The organism is Micromonospora sp. PTRAS2, assembly GCF_054052245.1.
Map to the genome: position 1 here is coordinate 21075 of NZ_JBSWBU010000008.1, position 16915 is coordinate 37989.

13 protein-coding genes and 2 pseudogenes are annotated in these 16915 nt (G+C 71.2%); 7 read left to right on the forward strand and 8 right to left on the reverse strand.

What is annotated here, in order from left to right; genetic code table 11:
• Positions 1-31: 31 nt before the first annotated feature.
• A complete protein-coding gene (locus ACVMYR_RS23090; RefSeq protein WP_198956726.1) occupies positions 32-688 on the reverse strand; it encodes a TetR family transcriptional regulator in 657 nt (218 codons plus the stop codon).
• 96 nt (positions 689-784) lie between these two features.
• On the opposite strand from ACVMYR_RS23090, the gene ACVMYR_RS23095 reads away from it, so the two are divergent.
• On the forward strand, positions 785-1765 hold the full coding sequence (locus ACVMYR_RS23095) for a quinone oxidoreductase family protein (protein WP_077939606.1): 981 nt from the start codon (positions 785-787) through the stop codon (positions 1763-1765).
• A gap of 56 nt (positions 1766-1821) precedes the next feature.
• On the forward strand, positions 1822-3480 hold the full coding sequence (locus ACVMYR_RS23100; RefSeq protein WP_198956727.1) for a CocE/NonD family hydrolase: 1659 nt from the start codon (positions 1822-1824) through the stop codon (positions 3478-3480).
• 631 nt (positions 3481-4111) lie between these two features.
• Here ACVMYR_RS23100 and ACVMYR_RS23105 read toward each other — a convergent pair.
• Positions 4112-4414: pseudogene (locus ACVMYR_RS23105) on the reverse strand (AAA family ATPase); the annotation flags it as partial.
• A 320-nt stretch (positions 4415-4734) separates the two neighbouring features.
• Between ACVMYR_RS23105 and ACVMYR_RS23110 the strand changes: the two are divergent.
• Together ACVMYR_RS23110 and ACVMYR_RS23115 are read left to right on the forward strand one after the other, a co-directional pair.
• The gene (locus ACVMYR_RS23110; RefSeq protein WP_457122710.1) at positions 4735-5433 is read left to right on the forward strand and encodes a hypothetical protein; all 699 of its coding nucleotides are present in this window, start codon (positions 4735-4737) and stop codon (positions 5431-5433) included.
• A 184-nt stretch (positions 5434-5617) separates the two neighbouring features.
• Positions 5618-5965: pseudogene (locus ACVMYR_RS23115) on the forward strand (SMP-30/gluconolactonase/LRE family protein); the annotation flags it as partial.
• 389 nt (positions 5966-6354) lie between these two features.
• On the opposite strand, the gene ACVMYR_RS23120 reads toward ACVMYR_RS23115, so the two are convergent.
• The 3 genes from ACVMYR_RS23120 to ACVMYR_RS23130 all read right to left on the reverse strand — a co-directional run bounded on the left by ACVMYR_RS23120 (position 6355) and on the right by ACVMYR_RS23130 (position 8897).
• Entirely contained in the window at positions 6355-7020 is a 666-nt protein-coding gene (locus ACVMYR_RS23120; RefSeq protein WP_457122711.1) for a TetR/AcrR family transcriptional regulator, read from the reverse strand.
• A gap of 27 nt (positions 7021-7047) precedes the next feature.
• A complete protein-coding gene (locus ACVMYR_RS23125; RefSeq protein ID WP_077939611.1) occupies positions 7048-7902 on the reverse strand; it encodes an SDR family NAD(P)-dependent oxidoreductase in 855 nt (284 codons plus the stop codon).
• A gap of 146 nt (positions 7903-8048) precedes the next feature.
• Positions 8049-8897: a helix-turn-helix transcriptional regulator gene (locus ACVMYR_RS23130; protein WP_457122712.1), complete on the reverse strand. Its 849-nt coding sequence runs from the start codon at positions 8895-8897 to the stop codon at positions 8049-8051.
• A 129-nt stretch (positions 8898-9026) separates the two neighbouring features.
• Between ACVMYR_RS23130 and ACVMYR_RS23135 the strand changes: the two genes are divergently transcribed.
• From ACVMYR_RS23135 to ACVMYR_RS23145, 3 genes are all read left to right on the forward strand, one after another.
• Positions 9027-10013, forward strand: a complete 987-nt coding sequence (locus ACVMYR_RS23135; protein ID WP_457122713.1) for an aldo/keto reductase — start codon at positions 9027-9029, stop codon at positions 10011-10013.
• A gap of 224 nt (positions 10014-10237) precedes the next feature.
• Positions 10238-11665 (forward strand): hypothetical protein, encoded by a 1428-nt coding sequence (locus ACVMYR_RS23140; protein WP_457122714.1) that lies wholly within the window; start codon positions 10238-10240, stop codon positions 11663-11665.
• Entirely contained in the window at positions 11662-12846 is a 1185-nt protein-coding gene (locus tag ACVMYR_RS23145; RefSeq protein ID WP_457122715.1) for an ARPP-2 domain-containing protein, read from the forward strand. Before ACVMYR_RS23140 ends, ACVMYR_RS23145 begins: the two co-directional genes overlap by 4 nt.
• Positions 12847-12861: 15 nt before the next feature.
• Here the strand turns inward: ACVMYR_RS23145 and ACVMYR_RS23150 are convergent, their stop codons facing one another.
• From ACVMYR_RS23150 to ACVMYR_RS23160, 3 genes are all read right to left on the reverse strand, one after another.
• On the reverse strand, positions 12862-14310 hold the full coding sequence (locus tag ACVMYR_RS23150) for an MFS transporter (protein WP_457122716.1): 1449 nt from the start codon (positions 14308-14310) through the stop codon (positions 12862-12864).
• Between the two features lie 20 nt (positions 14311-14330).
• Positions 14331-15119 carry a class I SAM-dependent DNA methyltransferase gene (locus ACVMYR_RS23155; protein ID WP_457122717.1) on the reverse strand — a complete coding sequence of 263 codons (789 nt, stop codon included), beginning with the start codon at positions 15117-15119 and terminating at the stop codon, positions 14331-14333.
• Between the two features lie 129 nt (positions 15120-15248).
• Positions 15249-16457, reverse strand: coding sequence for an MFS transporter (locus tag ACVMYR_RS23160; RefSeq protein WP_043968262.1), 1209 nt, complete (start codon positions 16455-16457; stop codon positions 15249-15251).
• Between the last annotated feature and the right edge of the window lie 458 nt (positions 16458-16915).

Here is a 16915-nt window from a genome sequence, read left to right on the forward strand (position 1 = left end):
CAACGCCGGGTAGGCCGCGCGACCGTCCTCATCAGGTGGCAGTGAGCGTCTCGGCCAGTCCGACAGCGGTCGACTGCAGCAGCAGTTGGAGCCTGGGACGGAAGTCGAAGGCGACGTGGCCCCATTCCGGCACCTGCTCGTACAGCGCCGCGAGGGTGGGAGTGGGGTGCGACACCTGCCAGAAGTTGGCGGCGAAGGCGAGTGTGGCCGCCAGCAGCGCCTGGATCTGGTCGACGGTCATGCTGCTCGCCCGGTCCAGGGCGGCCACGATCTCGTCGTAGGCGGCGAAGGCCCTGGTCTTGTACTGCCGGGCGCGCTCGATGTCGACGTCGCCTTCCAGGCTCAGCGTCACGTGGGTCAGCAGGTCGCAGAACACCGGCAGGGACGCGATGGTGTCGGCCAGCACCAGAGCCACCTCGCGCGGCCCGAGGCCGTCGCTGTCGCGCACCTTGTCGGTGATCGCGGCGCTCCACTGCTGCCAGCCGCGTTCGGCCAGCTCGAGAAGCAACTCCTCCTTGCTGGCGTAGTAGCGCCGCACACCCGTGCGGTGCAGGCCGGCTCGCTCGGTGACCGGGGCCAGCGTCACGAACCGGACGCCACCCCGCTCGAGGGCCACCGCTTCGGCGGCCACCAGCAAATCCTCGGAACGACGCTGCTTGTCGTCGATCGACCGTGCCCGCTGACGCATGACCCCACCATAACGCACCTTGCGCTGCGCTACGCCAGGTGCATATGCTGACACCACTTAACGCATCACAGGGTGCGTTAAGCAGGGAGGGTCATCATGAGGGTCGTACAGGTCACTGAGTTCGGCGACGCGAAGGTCCTGGCGCTCACGGAGCTGCCGGACCCCGAGCCCGGGCCCGGCCAGGTGGCGATCGACGTGACCCACGCCGCGGTCGGGCTGATCGACGTCTACCTCCGGCAGGGCCTGTACGACGGTGTGCCTGGCCTGCCGCAGCCGCCGTACGTTCCTGGCCTCGAGGTCGCCGGTACGGTCCGGGCCCTCGGCGAGGGCGTCACCGATCTGACGATCGGGGAGAAGGTGGTTACCCTGTCGGCGTCGGCCACCGGCGGCTACGCATCGGTGTATGTCAGCGACCGGGCCAGGGTGCTGTCGACCCAGGCCTACGACCTCGACCCCGCGCTGGCGGTGGCCGTCGTGCCCAACGCGCTGATGGCCCATGTCGCCCTCACCGGCCCGATCCAGCTGCACCCGGGGGAGCGGGTCCTGGTGCACGGGGCGTTCGGCGCGCTCGCGGCGGCGTTCCCCGGTGTCGCCAAGCAGCTCGGGGCGTCCCGGGTGGTCGGCACCGTGCGCGGTGATCGGGTGGCCGCGGCGACCGCCAGCAGGCTGCCGTACGACCAGATCGTCGACTCGGCCGCCATGCTGAGCGTCCTCGACGACGAGAAGTTCGACGTGATCGTCGACCCGGTCGGCGGGCAGGTCCGCACCGAGAGCCTGCAACTGCTCGCCCCGGGCGGCCGGCTGCTGCTGGTCGGCAACGCCAGCGGCGAGTGGGAGCACGGCGTCAACGGCAACACGATCTGGCAGGGCAACGTCATCGTGGCCGGCTTCAACGCCGGTGGCTACCTGCCGGCGCACCCGGAAGCCGTCCCCGCCGCCGCAGCCGCCGCCCTGACCGCCGCGTCCTCCGGGCTCGCCGACACCGAGATCGAGTTGCTGCCCCTCGCGGAGGCGGCGACCGCTCACCAGCGGCTGCAAGAGCACACGGCCCAGGGCCGCGTCGTCCTCGTCCCGTAAGACCGCTGCACGCCTCGGCCCCCGCACCGCCTCGTCCGAATCAACAGGAGACCATCGTGAGCACCCGCCCCAAGAATGATTTCGTCACGAAACTGGCCGGTCGGCTCGGACAGCGGATGCTGAAGCTTCCGCCGGCCGTCACCCGCGAGGTGACGGTGGAACGGGACATCCCGATCACGGTCGAGGACGGCGTCACCCTGCTCGCCGACCACTGGGCGCCCGCGGGCTCCGCCGGCATTCCGCTGGAGCAGCTGCCCACTGTGGTGGTGCGGACCGCGTACGGGCCGGGTGGTCCTCTGGGGTGGATGTACGGCCGGGCCATCGCCGAGCGCGGCATGCATGTGCTGATGGTGCGCAGCCGGGGCACGTTCGGCTCCGGTGGCACGTTCCTGGCCATGCGGCACGAGCGGGAGGACGGGCTGGCCACCTTGCGCTGGCTGGCGGACCAGCCGTGGGCCAGGGGCGGCGTGGTACTGGCCGGCTCCAGCTACTTCGGTTACACCCAGTGGGCGGTCGCCGCTGAGGCGCCGGTGCAGGTCAAGGCGATGGTTCCGCACATCACGTCGTCGCGGCTGGCGCTGACCCTGCTACGTCCCGGTCGTTTCGAGCTCGACACGCTGACCAACTGGGTGTGGAACACCGAGACGCAGGAGCGACCGCGGGCGTTGCTGCGGTCCATGCTGGGCCTGGACCGCAAGCGCGTCGCCGCGGCGATGAACACGCTCCCGTTGACCGGTGTGGACAAGGCGCTGCTCGGTCGCGAGTCGCCGTTCTTCCAGGAGACGGTGCGTTACGACCAGAACGACCCGTACTGGAAGGACGAGGACCACAGCGGCGCCGTCGGTGACGTGACCGTGCCGGTCAGTTCGATCACCGGGTGGTACGACATCTTCCTGACCGACCAGCTGCGCGACTTCCAGGCCCTGGCCGCCGCCGGCCGCAACCCCCGGCTGACCGTCGGCCCGTGGTGGCATGCCGACCCCGTCGGCATGGGCGCCGCGATCGAGCAGGTGGTCGATTGGGGGGCCGCGCTCGCGCGGGGAGAGCAGCCAGCCGACCGGGCGCCGGTGCGGTTGTTCGTGATGGGTGTCGGCCAGTGGCGTGACTTCGACCAGTGGCCGCCGGCGGGGTACCCGCGGCAGCGCTGGCACCTGCGCTCCGGCGGCGCGCTGGAGCGGGGTGTGAACCCGGCCTCGCCGCCGAGCACCTTCACCTACGACCCGAACGACCCGACCCCGTCGGTGGGCGGGCCGAAGCTGGACGGTAACGGTCCCGGCCCCAAGGACAACCGGTCGCTGGAGAAGCGGGCGGACGTGCTGACCTTCACCTCACCGGTGCTCGAGTCCGACCTGGAGGTTGTCGGGCAGGTCACGGCGCAGGTGTGGCTGCGCGCCGACCGGCCCAGCAATGACCTGTTCGTCCGGCTGTGCGACGTCGACGAGCGCGGCAAGTCGATCAACGTGTGCGACGACCTGGTCACCGTTCGGCCCGACGGCACGACCGAGGTGACCGTGGAGCTGTCCCCCACCGCGTACGTCTTCCGGCGCGGTCACCGCCTGCGCGTTCAGGTGTCCGCCGGGGCGTTTCCCCGGTTCGCCCGCAACCTCGGCGGGGACGAGCCGGTCGCGACCGCCACGACCGCCCACGTCACCCACCTCGAGATCCTGCACGATGGCGTTCACCCCTCCGCGATCCTGTTGCCGGCGAAGGCCTGACCCGGCCCTCAGCCGGTGGTCTCGCGTGCCTGGCTCGCGCACGGACCGGTCGGACGCGCCGGGCTCGCGTTCACCGTCCGCACCGGCGTGGCAGGCGTCCGCAGCCCCGGCGGGAAAAGACTGCGGACCGTGACGGCCACCGCCGTAGGCGACGATCTCGGTCGCGCCCACACGGCCCGCAGCCTCGCTGGTGCGGAACTGATGCGGGGCCGTGCGGACTCCGCGGCGCGGTTGCTCCGCCAGTCCCCAGACCCCCGCGTCAGGGGTCGGCGTGACTCCGACCGGCCTCCTTGACCCTCCCCCGGAGGGAGACCTGATGGTTGGGGCATGGAGATGCGCTCGAAGCGGGCAACGGCGTTGAACTGGGACGATCTGCCGGCGGCGATCACGGGGTTCCTTCCCGCGCATGAGGCCCGGGAGGCGGACGCCGCCGTCGGCGCGTTCGCCGCGGACGCGGTGGTGACGGATGAGGGCCGTAGCCACCGGGGTGCGGCGGAGATCCGGAACTGGCTGGTCAACGGGGGAAGTGAGTACACGTACACCACGGAGTTCGTCGCCGTCAGCTGGAGGCCAGGCGGAACACCGGCCACCCGAGTTCGGTCCGCCACCGCTCGGAGTGCCGCGTGTCGCGCAACGTGGAGGCATCGGCCTGCTCCGCCGGGTCCGCTCCGTTGGCGGCCAGGTATGCGAGATAGTCGAGCGGTGTCCGGTCGAAGACGGCCCTGGATGTTGACGGCGACTGCAGGCTCCGAATCGAGCAGGCCAACATCGCCCGGTAATCCTCCGATGACGGTGGGAGAGCGAAGTCGTACCCCTGCTCTTCCAGGAGGTAATACGGCTCGTCGACCATGACGTGGCCCGGCAGGCGCGCACACAGCGCTTCGGCCAGGGTGGTCTTTCCGATCCCATGCGTCCCGGAGATCGCGACCCTCATCCGCGCTACCACCCTTCGACGAATCTCGGCGATCATAGGCTCGCAGCAGCACGGTTGAACCTTCGTACCGGCACGACGATGTCGAGGCGGAGCATCCGGTCGCTACGGCCGGAGGTGGCCCGGTGCTTGTCGGGCGGGATGGCCGCGACCAACGAGTTCCTCGACGGTGCCTTGGTCGAGGAACTCGACTGGGCATGCCATGCACTTACCGCGTTGGCGGAATTCCGGCTCGACCGGCAGGAGCCGCAAGATGTGGACGAAGGCATTCTGAGGGAGATCAGCTTGGCGAGGCACCAACTGCCACGAGAGTGGGAGGGGCGATGTCTGGGCACCTGGCGCGCAATCTGAGCCGAACGCTCTGCCGGGAGTTCGTCGATCCGGTTATGGCAGAGCATCGCCTGGTAAGCGGGGCGGGACACGTCTACCGCCGGGTCGAAGACGACGGGGATGCTCTCGTCGTGGAGTTCCAGCGTTCCTCATCGTCGACGAGGAACGCGTATCTCTTCTACGTCAACGTGGCTGTCGTGCCGTATCCGTGGTTGCTGCACAGGCGAGGCGATTCGACGGCGACCGACGCCGAATTGCCGGAAGTGACGGAGGGCTTGGTCCGCGCCCGGTTGGCCAAGCCGAACTCGCTCTGGACCTTGCCGCGTGAGGAGATGCTCCGCATCCTGACCAGTGGCAGGGTCCCGGCGGGGATCGACTCCGGCGATCACTCCCTGTGGTTGATCGATTCCCCTCAGGCGGTGGTGGAGAAGGGGGCGACCCTGCGCACCCTGTTGGCGGAGAAGATCGCGGAGTTCGCTCCGCTGCTGGACCGCGGTGTTCTCAAGGAGCGGCTCCGGTCGGGCGCCACGCTGCCAGGTGACTGTCCCCGCGATGCAGCGCTCGCTGTCCTGCTCGCCGATGAAGGGCCCAGCGCAGAGTTGGATGGTGTGCTGAGCCGCTTGGGCGACCCCGACTTCTCGTCCTTCGTCGACTGGGTACGACGGTACGCAGCCAGAGCCGAGTCTCGGTGATGGAGGCAGGGGCGCGGCTTGCAGGCCGCGCCCCTGCGCCACGATGACCGCCCCCGGGCTGCGGGGAGGATCGGCTTTGGTGTTGGCGCCTTCGGGGCCGCCGTCGTGGAAGCGGTGACCACCGCGCCCACCGTCGTCTGCGCGGCTCTGGTTCGTCGACTTCTACGGCCCTCAGGTCTGGTCCATGCGGGAGGACGGCGCTGATCTGCGGGCCGAGGCCGACGTGCCAGGGCAACCCTCCGGACTGGGCTGGCTCCCCGACGGACGCATGTTGGTCGTATCGATGCGCGACCGCAAGGTGCTCCGCAAGGAGCCGGGCGGAACGCTGGTCGTGCATGCCGATCTGGCCGGTCACGCCACCGGGCACGCCAACGACCTGGTCGTGGACAGCCACGGCCGCGCGTTCGTCGGCAACTTCGGCTTCGATCTCATGGCCGATGATCCGCTACGACCGGCCGGGCTGCACCGCGTGGATCCCGACGGCTACGTCACGCAGGTGGCCGACGACCTGTGGTTTCCCAACGGCAGCGTCATCACCCCCGACAACGTGCTTCTCGTGGTGGAGACGTTCGGCAACCGGGTCACCGCCCTTCGACATCTCCGACGACGGGGACCTCAGCGGCCGGCGGCCGTGGGCTGTGGATCGCCGATGCGGTCGGCAGCCGGCTCGTGCGGGTGGTCGAGGGCGGCACGATCACCGACGAGATCCGGCCCGGCTCGCCGGTGTACGCCTGCGCCCTCGGCGGTGCCGCAGGGACGACACTGTTCGCCTGCGCGGCACCTGACTTCCACGAGAAGGCTCGCAGGTCGGCCCGCGAGGGCCGCATGCTGGCAGTGCGGGTCGCTGTTCCAGGGTGCACACCGTGATGACCGCATTGAGACGACCGGTTGGCTGACGGAAGGTCTCCGGCAGTCCTGCGGTCAGCCGGTCACGCTGCCCGGATGTTCGCTGCCAGCGGGGCCCACCCGCTCCCTCAAAGCGGGGGGGAACTCGAGCGAGGCGAGGATGAGTTCCCGTGCGGTGTGGACCGTGGCCGAGTAGGTGGCCGGGTCCCGGCCGATGCGTTCTGCGCCCGCGCGCATGACGCCGGAGAGCAGCTCCACCGTGAGGTGCACGTCGCCGACATCGCGGAACTCGCCGCGTTCGATGCCGTCCTGTACGACGTTCTCGACCTCGACGACGATCGCGTGGAACGGGCTGTCCGGCCCCTTGGGTAGGTCGACGAACGGCGGACCGGAGCCGGGCCGGAACATCAGCTGCAGGATCTGGTCCTGGAACGCGGTCAGGACGGTCTCGATGATCTCCCGCATCCGATCCGCAGCCGGTTCGGTGGAACGTGTGGCGATCGTGGCCACCCGTTCGACCGTGGGCTGGCCCACCCGCTGGGTCAGTGCCAGGACCAGCGCTGTCTGGTCGCGGGCGTAGTTGTACAGCGTGTTGCGCGCGAGCCCGGCCCGGGTCGCGATGTGGCCCATGTTGATCGAGTCGTAGTCGCGTTCGAGTAGTAGCTGCCGCATCGCCTCGGCGAGATCGGCCCAGACCATCTCGTGGTGTTCCCCGATGCTGGTTCCCCGGATCCGCGGCATTCGGTCATCCTTCCCTACGGCAGGGGGTCATCCGGTGGCTGCCTTCGGGTGGTGGCGGCGTAGGTTGGCGGCGATGACGCGGTCGAGCATCCGGTCGGAGAGCAGCCGGGTCAGGCCGATGACCAGGGCGGCATCGCGGCCGATGGTGTAGCGGGTACGCGGTCTGCGGGCCGTCACGGCCTTCGCGACGACCCGGGCGGCGGCGTCGGCGGTCACGCCCGACGCCGTGCCGGTCTGCATCAACGTGTTGATCGCCTGGACCAGGCTGCCGTACCGGGCGTCCTGCTCCGGCGTCATCTCGGCGGCCAGTTGGTTCGCCGTGGCGATCCCACGGGCGGCCATTTTCGTGCGGACGCCGCCGGGCTCGACCACGACCACGGGTACGCCCAGCGGCGCGACCTCGCGCCGCAGCGAGTCGCTCACCGCCTCCAGGGCGAACTTCGCGCCGGCGTACGCCCCGTAGGTGGGCATGGCGGCCTTGCCGCCTATCGAGCTGATGTTGATCACGCGGCCCTTGTCGTGCAGGAGCGCGGGCAGGAGTGCCTGGGTGACGGCGACGTGGCCGAACAGGTTGACCTCGAACACCCGCCGCCACTGCGCCATCGGCAGTGCTTCGACCGGCGCGTTCACCTGGATTCCCGCGTTGTTGACGAGGGCGTGCAGCGTGCGCGGGTCGGCCGCGACCCGCGCGGCGAGTGCCGCGACCTGCTCGGAGCTGGTGATGTCGAGGATGACCGGCTCGATGCCGGTCGTGCGGATGGCGTCGGCGTCGTGGTCGCGTCGCACGCCGGCCAGGACGTGGAACCCCTGGCGGGCCAGTTCGCGGGCGGTTGAGGCACCCATGCCGGTGGAGGCGCCGGTGACCACGATCAGCTTCTGCATGGCCGCACTCTGCCTTATGCGACACCCTGTCGTCAAGTTTGCGACATGGTGTCGCAAACAGTGTCGCGCTGTCCATGCCCACCCGGCGCGCTGTCCGGGATCACCCGCGCCAGCTTCGGGGTCGGCGTGGAGAACTGCGGGCGTCGTCAGTGGGGCACGGCGGCCGGGAACTCCTCGACCCCCAGCACGCGCAGCAGCTCGAGTTTCTCCCGGGCCTCGGCGTCGGCCGGGGTCAGCACCAGCAACTGCTGGCCGAGGTCGGGGGTGACCAGGGTTTCGCAGTCCATCGTGACGCGGCCCACGCGCGGGTGCAGGAACGTCTTGCGGTCGGCCCGGCGCACCGCCACCTCGTGCTCGGCCCACAGCTGCCGGAAGTCGTCGCTCGCCGCCCGCAACCGCTCGATCAGGCCGGTCACGGCCGGGTCGCCGGCCCGCCGGCCGGCCACCGCGCGCAGGTCGGCGACCTGCTGGCGGGCGTGTCGCTGCCATTCATCGGGGCCGTGGAGGTCGCGGACGGCCGGGTCGGTGAAGTAGCGGTAGGCGACGTAGCGGCGGTCGCCGGTCAGCCCGGTGTGGTCGCCGGCGAGCAGGATCGACATGCGGTTCTGCGCCAGCACCTCGCCGAGGTCGGACAGGACCATGGCGGGGGTGTCGCCCACCAGGTCGAGCAGGCGGACCAGGCCGGCCCGGGCCAGGCGGGCGATGCCGTCGGCGGGCGGCGGCTGGTGGCCGGCCAGGTGGAACAGGTGGCTCCGCTCGTCGTCGGTCAGGCGCAGGGCCCGGGCCAGGGCACCGAGCAGCTGGGCCGACGGCTGGCTGCTGCGGCCCTGCTCGAGACGGACGACGTAGTCGACGGACATGCCGGCGAGCATGGCGACCTCCTCGCGGCGCAGGCCGGCGGTGCGGCGGCGGGGGCCGTCGGCGATGCCGGCCTCGGCGGGGCGGATGGCCTCGCGCCGGCGACGCAGGAAGTCGGCGAGCTGCTTGCGCTGCATGCCTCCATGCTGCCCCCGGGACCGGGCACGGAGCCAGGGAGCGGCGCTCCCACGACAAGCGCTCCGCTGCCAGCGGGCCGGGAACCGGCGCAGGGTGGAGCCGAGATCGACCGACGAGGGAGAGTTTCGATGCAGACACGCACTCTGGGCGACACGGGTCCCACGGTTTCCGCGGTGGGACTGGGGGCGATGAGCATGTCGGGGACGTATGGCCCGGCCGATCGCGGGGAGAGCATCGCCACCGTGCGGGCCGCGCTGGACGCGGGGGTCACGCTGGTCGACACCGGTGACTTCTACGGCATGGGGCACAACGAGCTGCTGCTGTCGGAGGCGTTGCGGGGATGCGACCGGGACAGCTATCTGCTGAGCGTGAAGTTCGGGCAGCAGGTGGGGCCGGGCATGCGGTTCGCCGGTCAGGACTCCCGCCCGGCTTCCGTGCGGAACTTCCTGAGCTACTCGCTGACCCGGCTCGGCGTCGACCACGTGGACATCTACCGGCCGGCCCGGCTCGACCGGTCGGTGCCGATCGAGGACACGATCGGCGCGATCAAGGAGATGATCGACGCCGGTTACGTACGGTATGTGGGACTCTCCGAGGTGGACGCGGAGACCGTCCGCCGGGCGCACGCCGTACACCCGGTTTCTGATCTTCAGATCGAGTATTCGCTGTTGTCGCGGGCGGTCGAGGCCGACGTGCTGCCCACGCTGCGGGAACTGGGCATCGGGCTGACCGCGTACGGGGTGCTGGGCCGTGGCCTGCTCTCGGGCAACTGGGTGCCGGGGCGGGCGGACGACCCGCGTAACCACAGCCCCCGCTTCTCCGCCGAGAACGCGTCACACAACCTCGCCCTGGTGGAGGCGTTGCGCCGGGTCGCCGACGCGAAGGGGTGCACGGTGGCGCAACTGGCGATCGCGTGGGTGGCGGCGCAGGACCCGTCCATCGTTCCGCTGGTCGGTGCGCGCACCCGGCAGCGGCTGGCCGAGGCGTTGCCGGCGCTGGCCGTGCAGCTGTCGGTCGATGACCTCGAAGAGATCGAGGCGGCCGTGCCGAAGGGCGCCGCGCGCGGTGACCGTTACCCGGCGGCGTTCATGTCGAGCCTCGGCGTCGGCAACTAGGGCTTCGTCACGGGGTTCGCCGGGGCGGTGGTGAGTGTCCCCACCCCGGGTCTCGGGGCGATTTTCTCGTCGCGTCGTGGTGATCGCGGCGGGTATCGTGGCCGGGCCGGTCGCGGGACTTCGGTGCGACTTCCGGAACCCGCCTCTGAAGCGATGCTTCGCAGTTCGTGCCCCCAATCCCCGACCGGCCCCATCAGCACCGTGTGGAAAGGCGGTCCGCGGTCATGTCACGGGCGGATCGGGTCGCGTGCGAGGACGTGGTGATGTTCGTCAACGCCGCGATCGCCTCGACGGGCCAGCGTGAGTTCCGCTCCGGAGCCGCCACGCAGCGCCTGTCGTTGGCGTTCCTCCACGAGTACGTGCTGGGCAACTACCGGGACCTGTACGCCGCGACCCTGGCCCTGGACGTCAACCACTTCAACACCGGCATGGTCGTGACGAACCTGCTACGCACCGCCCGGGAGGCGAGCGACCAGCAGCGCGCGACGGAGGGGCGGCTGATCGCCGCACGGCTGCGGACGTTGCCGCCGCAGCGGGTGTACGGCGTGTTCCGCGAACTGCGCCGGCTGGGGATCAACAACCGGCGTACCCGCGCCATCGTGCGCGACTGGGTGGCGGCCCGGCCCGACCCGGCTTTCGACGCGGTCAAGTACCGCCGATCGTTGTCGGTCGCCGCCCGCCACGCCCACCTTCCACTTCCCGGCGAGGTCGGTGCGGTGTTGTTCGACTGGCGCCGCCCGAAGCGCTACGAGACACCGATCCTGGACGCGTGGCGACGCGCCCACTACGACCAGCGCGCCCTGTACGAGCTGCCGTACACCGTCGCCGAGGGACTGGCCGCCCAGCACGGCATCGACCGGGCCCGGTTCCTGTCCGGCATCGCGCCCAAGCTCACCGACGGCGAACGGTTGCGGTTGCAGGGGGCCGCCGCACGGCACAAGGTCGCGGCGGTCGCCCCGGACCTGGCCACCGCGCCCCTGACGCGTCTCGCGATCTACGCGCTGTCGCTGCCTCGCCCGGAACGCGCCCGGCGACGGGACGAGCTCACCGGAGCGCTGCGGGCCGCCGCGCGCCGCGCCGCCCGCCGGCAGGCGGGCACCTGGGGCCGGGTGGTGGCCGTCCTCGACGACAGCTACTCCGCCGCCGGCTCCGGCGTGAAGCGCGGCCGGCCGCTGGCCGTCGCCCTGGCCACGCACTATCTGCTGGAGGCCCTCGCCGCCGACTACGCCGGGCTGTGGCTGCACCACCGCGGCGAACCGTTGCTGGTACACCCCGTCGGCGCCACCGGGCTGGGCCTGCGCCTCGTCGACGCCCTCGAGCGTCGCCCCGACCGGCTCGTCATCGTCTCCGACGGCTGGGACAACGACCCGCCCGGGCAGGCCGCCGAGGTGCTGCGGGTCTGGCGTACCTGCCTCGATCCCCACCAGGCCACGAGCGTCGTGCACCTCAACCCGGTCTACGACGCCGACACCTTCGACGTGCGTCGTCTCGCCGCCGGCGTGGCCACGGTCGGTGTCCGGGACGCCGAGGACGCCGCCGCGCTCGTCGAGCTGGCCCGCTTCGCCACCGGCAGCGCCGGCTTCGACGAGCTGCGCCGCCACCTCGCCGACCGGGTCGAACGGTTCCTCAACGCCGGGCAGGCGGCGTCGTGACGGCCGTCGCCAGCGGAATCGACCTGACCGGGCTGGCCGCCGGCCCTGCCCAGACGTGGGGTGCGGTCCGCCTCGTCCCGCTACTGCGGGCGGTCCCCATCACCGACCTGCGTCTGCACGCCCGCCTCTACGACCCCGACGAACTGTCGATGGTCCGCACCGGGCCGCGCACCGGGTACCTCTCCTACCTCCCGCACGCGTTCGTCGCCACCTGGACCACCGACGCCACCCCGGCCGCCGCGTACGGCACCCAGCTGCGTGACCCCGCCGACACCGGCGCTCCCACCGGCATCCGGCTGGCGTCGCGCCGCCGCATGGCTCGCCGTGAGGACAGGCAACGGCTGCGGTTCCTGCCGCTGCACCTGGCCACGGAGGGGTACCTCACGCTGCAGTTCGGCGGCCCGCCCGTCGCCTGGCAGGAATGGACCCGCGACGCCGTCACCCGAGGGCTGTCCCCCCGCGTGGAGGCCAGCTACACCGGCGCCACCATCACCGGCCTCGACGAGGCACTACGCGTCTTCGAGATCCACCCCGACCAGTGCGGCATGCTGCTCTACGTCGCCGACGCGCTCGCCGCCGCGTTCGTCGTCCCGCACCCGGACGACTACCGCGCCCTGCACCCCACACTGTTGCAGGACTTCTACGGCGAACTGCTGTTCCACTACACCCAGCTGTATCCAGCCGTTCCGGACTTCACCTTCCGTCTCGACGACACCCGCATCGCCAGCATCGCCGACCTGCGCGCGCAACTGGCCCGGGTGAACGCCGACTGGGCGGCGTCGCACGTCCTCATGGCCGACGGGCTGCTCACCGCCGAGCGACTCACCAGCACCCCGGTTCAGCGCATGGGCCGCTTCACCCTGTCCCGGTTCCTGCCCGCCTTCGACCCCGACGCCGAGAACCACATCGGCGAGACCATCACCGACGAGGCCGGCGCGTTGGCGTACCTCAAGACGTTTCGGCTGTCAGCCGCGCAGACCCGCCGCGGACACCTGCTGTCTCAGCTCGCCGCCACCGACTGGGACCTCGACGCCACCGCCGTCGCGCTCCGCACCGACCGGGACGGGCTGGTCCGACGACTCGACCGCGCCGGATTCGGCCGCCTGCTCCGTTGCGACATCATCGATTCCAGTCGTCGGCGTGAAGTCCCGGTGCGCGGCACCGGCAGGGGCGGGGCCTGACGTGTCGCGCCGCCGTCAGGCTTCCGGTGCCCCTCGCGGCTCGCGCGGGGACCGCAGGGCCGGCAGCGCCCAGAGGAACGCGAGCAGGCCACCGGCCGTCGCGAGGACGACCGCCGGCCGCAGCCCGACCGACTGCCCCACCAGCCCGCCGAGCACCGCGCCGACCGGGCGTACCCCGAAGCTGATCGTCTGGTAGGCCCCCCGGACCTGGGTGCGCAGCGGCACCGGCACGGTGGAGACGAAGGTGGCGGCCACGCTGATGTCCTGCACCGAGCGGCCCACCCCGGACAGGAGCGAGGCGACGAGCACGAAGCTCACGACCACCGCCGTCGGACCGGCCGCGACCGCGACGGCCGTCAGCGGCGCGGCGGAGAGCAGACTGCCGGCCACCAGGCTCCGGGGCATCCCGAGGCGCCGGGCGACCGCCGGGAGCGCCAGGGATCCCGCCAGGGCCCCGGCGGCCTCGGCGCCGAGCACGAGCCCGGTCACGGCTGCGGACAGGTGCAGCGTCCGGGTGAGGAACAGGACGAGGAGAGCGTGGAACATCAGGTTGAAGAAGTTGGCGGTGGTGGTGACGCCGAGCGCGCCACGTAGGGCGGGGCTGGCCGCGATGAAGCGGAGCCCCGTGGTGGAGACCGGTGCGGTCCGTGGTGGCGGCGTCCGTGCCACAGGGCGGTCGATCCTCGTCAGCAGGGCGGCCGACCAGAGGTAGGACAGCGCGTCCGCGGCCACCGCGACGGGGGCGGAGAGGACCGGGACCAGGAGACCGCCGGCACCGGATCCCGCCACGGACGCCACCGTGCGAGCGCTGTAGACCAGCGACTGGCCGGCGACGAGGCGGTCGTCGTCGAGGAGGGTGGGGAAGAGAGCGGCATCGGCCACGACGAACACCACCGACGCGCTCGCGACGATCGCGGTGAGCGCGTACAGGGCGGGCAGGTCCAACCAGCCCAGCCACCAGGCCGCCGGCAGCGACGCGGTCACCGCGAAGCGGACGAGGTCGGCACCGATCATCGGGGTCAGCGGGTGCCGGAAGCGGGCCACCCACCCTCCCGCCGGAATGGCGAACAGGACGCTCGGGATCCACGCCAGCGCCGTCAGCCAGCCCATCTGGGCCGGGCCCGCGCCGAGCAGCACTGCGGCGGCGACGGGCACCGCCACCGACAGCACCCCGTCCCCGGCGGTCGAGACGCTCACGGCGCCCCAGTAACGCCGGAACGCCGGCACCCGCAGCGGCGCCACGTGCGACGGGAGGTCGGTCCGTGCCCACCGGCGTCCCCCTTCCGGACCACCCGGCCGCCCTGCTCGGGCCCGGTCCGTGGCGGGCCGCTCCTGCGGCCGGCGCGGGAGGCGGCCCGCCACGGGGCCGCGGGTCACTCGCTCCAGTCGGCGATCTTCATCGGACACCTCCTCTCGCCTCCAGGGACTCGCCGGCACCGGCCCCGACCCGGTGCCGCACGGCATGCGGCGGCCTGGGCAAGCTTTCAGCCCGGCTTGCGCGTGACGACGAAACTCTTGCGGTGCAGCTCCTCGTCGGCGTTCTCGGCCAGCTCGCCGAGGTGCAGCCCGTGGGTGGCCAGGTGCGTCAGGCCCACCTCGCCCAGCAGCCGCCCGACCACGTCCGGCGCGAAGTACGAGAACTCGTGCCGCTGGTGGAACCGCCGCCAGGTGATCCCGTCGTCGGTCGTGAACCGGTCGATCAGGTAGTCCGAGCCGTGCGGGTCGCGCCGCGACGACGCCCCGCGTACGACGGTGAACTCGTCCTCGCTGTCCTCCACGACCACGCGCGACGGGTGCCGCCGATGGAATCCGGCGGTGCCGAGGTCGAAGACGAACAGGGCGCCCGGCGCCAGCAGGGCGGACACCCCGCGTAGCGCGGCAGACAGCTCCTGCTCGTCGCGCAGGTAGATGAACGGCTCGCCCAGCGTCACCGCGACGTCGAACACCCCGAGGTCGGGCAGCTCCCGCAGGTCCGCGACGACGAGGCGGACCTGCTCGGCGCCCGGCTTCGCCCGTGCCTGCCGGAGCATCTCCGGCGAGACGTCGACCGCGGTGACCTGGTATCCCGCCTGGGCGAAGCGGATGGCGGCCTGGCCGGTGCCGGCGCCCAGGTCGAGCAGGCGTCGTCCGGCTGCGCCGTGCCGCCCGATCAGGTCCAGGTAGAGCGCGACCCAGCGGTCGTAGTCGTTGCGTCGGGTGACGTGGTCGTACGTGCTCGCGATCGAGTCGTAGATCGTCTGCACCGAGCGACCCGTCGAGCGTAGCTCTGTCACCGTGAGCTCCTGTCGTCCACCGTGCTCGAAGCACTGGTGAAAGGCTAGGAGCGCCTTGTGGACAACGAGTGGACGACGGATCGGGGCAGCTCAGGAGAAGGGTGGGACGGTGCGGTGGCGCCGTGCCCGTCAGCGGCTGGTCGCCGGGGCGGGCTCGGGCTCCAGGGTGACCTGGCTGCGGTGCGCGACCGGGACGATCAACGCCGACGCGGCGAGCGCGGCGAGGGCGATGCCCAGCCACCCCCAGAACCCGAACGTGATGACCAGGCCGGAGAGCACCGCCGGGCCGACGATGTTCTGCGTGATGACGTGCAGGTCGAACGCGCCCAGGTATTCGCCCTGGGCGTGCTCGGGGGCGAGCCCGAAGGCGAGTCCCCAGCCGGAGGCGGCCTGCATCACCTCGGCCACCGAGAGGATCAGCACGCCGGCGACGATCGCCACGCAGGCGAGCGCCACGTTGTCCTCCAGCGCGGTCAGGGCGATGACCAGGCATCCGCCGGCGAGCCAGTAGCCGGAGCGTCGGGCGAGCCGGCCGGCTCCCGCCACGGTGTCCGCGCCGCGGCTGGCCCGGACCTGGAACAGGATGACGAACACGGTGTTGAAGATCAGCAGCAGTGGCACCAGGAAGTGCGGCAGCGTGGTGCGGTTGAGTGCCCAGAGCGGCATGGTGACCAGGATGACGCTGACGTGTGAGGCCAGGATCGTGGAGACGCCGATGACCGCGAGGAAGCGCGGATCGCGTACGGCGGCGAAGCGCTTGAAGCCCACCGGCACCGGCCGGGACGGCGCGTCGGGCAGGCGGGTGACCAGCAGCGCGGCGCCGACCATCAGCGCGGCGGTGGTGAGCGGGATGAGCACCAGCAGCCGCTGGCTGAGGGCGGCGACGGCGGCCACCCCGATGCCGATGCTGAAGCCGATGTTGAACACCGAGCGCATCATGGCCTTGAGCTTGACCCGTTCGTCGGCGGGCACGAGGTTGCCGACCAGGGCCCCGTTCGTCGGTCCGGTGCCGTACTCGATGAACCCGACGGCGACCACCAGGGCGTAGAACTGCGCCGCGCTGCCCACCAGGGTGTAGAGGCCGAAGCCGACCGCCAGGGTGGTGAACAGGACGATCAGCAGCCGCCGCGCGCCCACCCGGTCGGCGATCACCCCGAAGAGCACCGACGACACGAAGGCGGAGAGGCCGGCCGCGGAGAGGCCCAGGCCGACCTGCTTGGCGTCGAGCCCGACGCGGAGTGTGAAGTAGACGACGCTGCCGCTGAGGAAGACGCCCTTGCCGATCGACTCGGCCAGCCGGATCGCGATCAGTTTCCTGCGCAGCGGATCGGTCGGCACCAAACGGAACGAATAATCAATCAATCGCGAAAAGGGCATGTTCCCACATCCTGGTGTAATGGCGCGGTCGTCATCAATAATCGTGATCGGGGTGGCGGATGGACAGGGCCTGCGGGCGGCGGCGGGCGGGACGACTTCCCGGCCGTCCGGGAAGTTTTCCGCTGGACAACCCGGGGCCGCTGCGCTAGGCGTAGGCGCAGATCGGGGCGGATCCCGCCGGCCGGACGACCGTAGGCGCAGGTCGTGACCTTGGGATCCACCATCGGCGCTGAAATGTTTCTGACTGACAGTAGCTGCGATCCATCTTCGTTTACGTAATTGACCTCGGAAAATAGGTCGGATGATTGACAGGGGGGCCCGCCGATCGTGTATATGTGTTGTTCTAGTAGATGTAGGTAGCTGTTCATGCCGATGAGGCGATCCGTTCCCGCGACGCCCTCCCGCCGGGAGGCGTCGCG

Bases quoted from the DNA above. Each gene is read 5' to 3' on its own strand.
- ACVMYR_RS23090 (WP_198956726.1), bottom strand. From the start codon at position 688: ATGCGTCAGCGGGCACGGTCGATCGACGACAAGCAGCGTCGTTCCGAG.
- ACVMYR_RS23120 (WP_457122711.1), bottom strand. From the start codon at position 7,020: ATGCCGCGGATCCGGGGAACCAGCATCGGGGAACACCACGAGATGGTC.
- ACVMYR_RS23110 (WP_457122710.1), top strand. From the start codon at position 4,735: ATGTCTGGGCACCTGGCGCGCAATCTGAGCCGAACGCTCTGCCGGGAG.
- ACVMYR_RS23125 (WP_077939611.1), bottom strand. From the start codon at position 7,902: ATGCAGAAGCTGATCGTGGTCACCGGCGCCTCCACCGGCATGGGTGCC.
- ACVMYR_RS23130 (WP_457122712.1), bottom strand. From the start codon at position 8,897: ATGCAGCGCAAGCAGCTCGCCGACTTCCTGCGTCGCCGGCGCGAGGCC.
- ACVMYR_RS23150 (WP_457122716.1), bottom strand. From the start codon at position 14,310: ATGCCGTGCGGCACCGGGTCGGGGCCGGTGCCGGCGAGTCCCTGGAGG.
- ACVMYR_RS23135 (WP_457122713.1), top strand. From the start codon at position 9,027: ATGCAGACACGCACTCTGGGCGACACGGGTCCCACGGTTTCCGCGGTG.
- ACVMYR_RS23140 (WP_457122714.1), top strand. From the start codon at position 10,238: ATGTCACGGGCGGATCGGGTCGCGTGCGAGGACGTGGTGATGTTCGTC.
- ACVMYR_RS23095 (WP_077939606.1), top strand. From the start codon at position 785: ATGAGGGTCGTACAGGTCACTGAGTTCGGCGACGCGAAGGTCCTGGCG.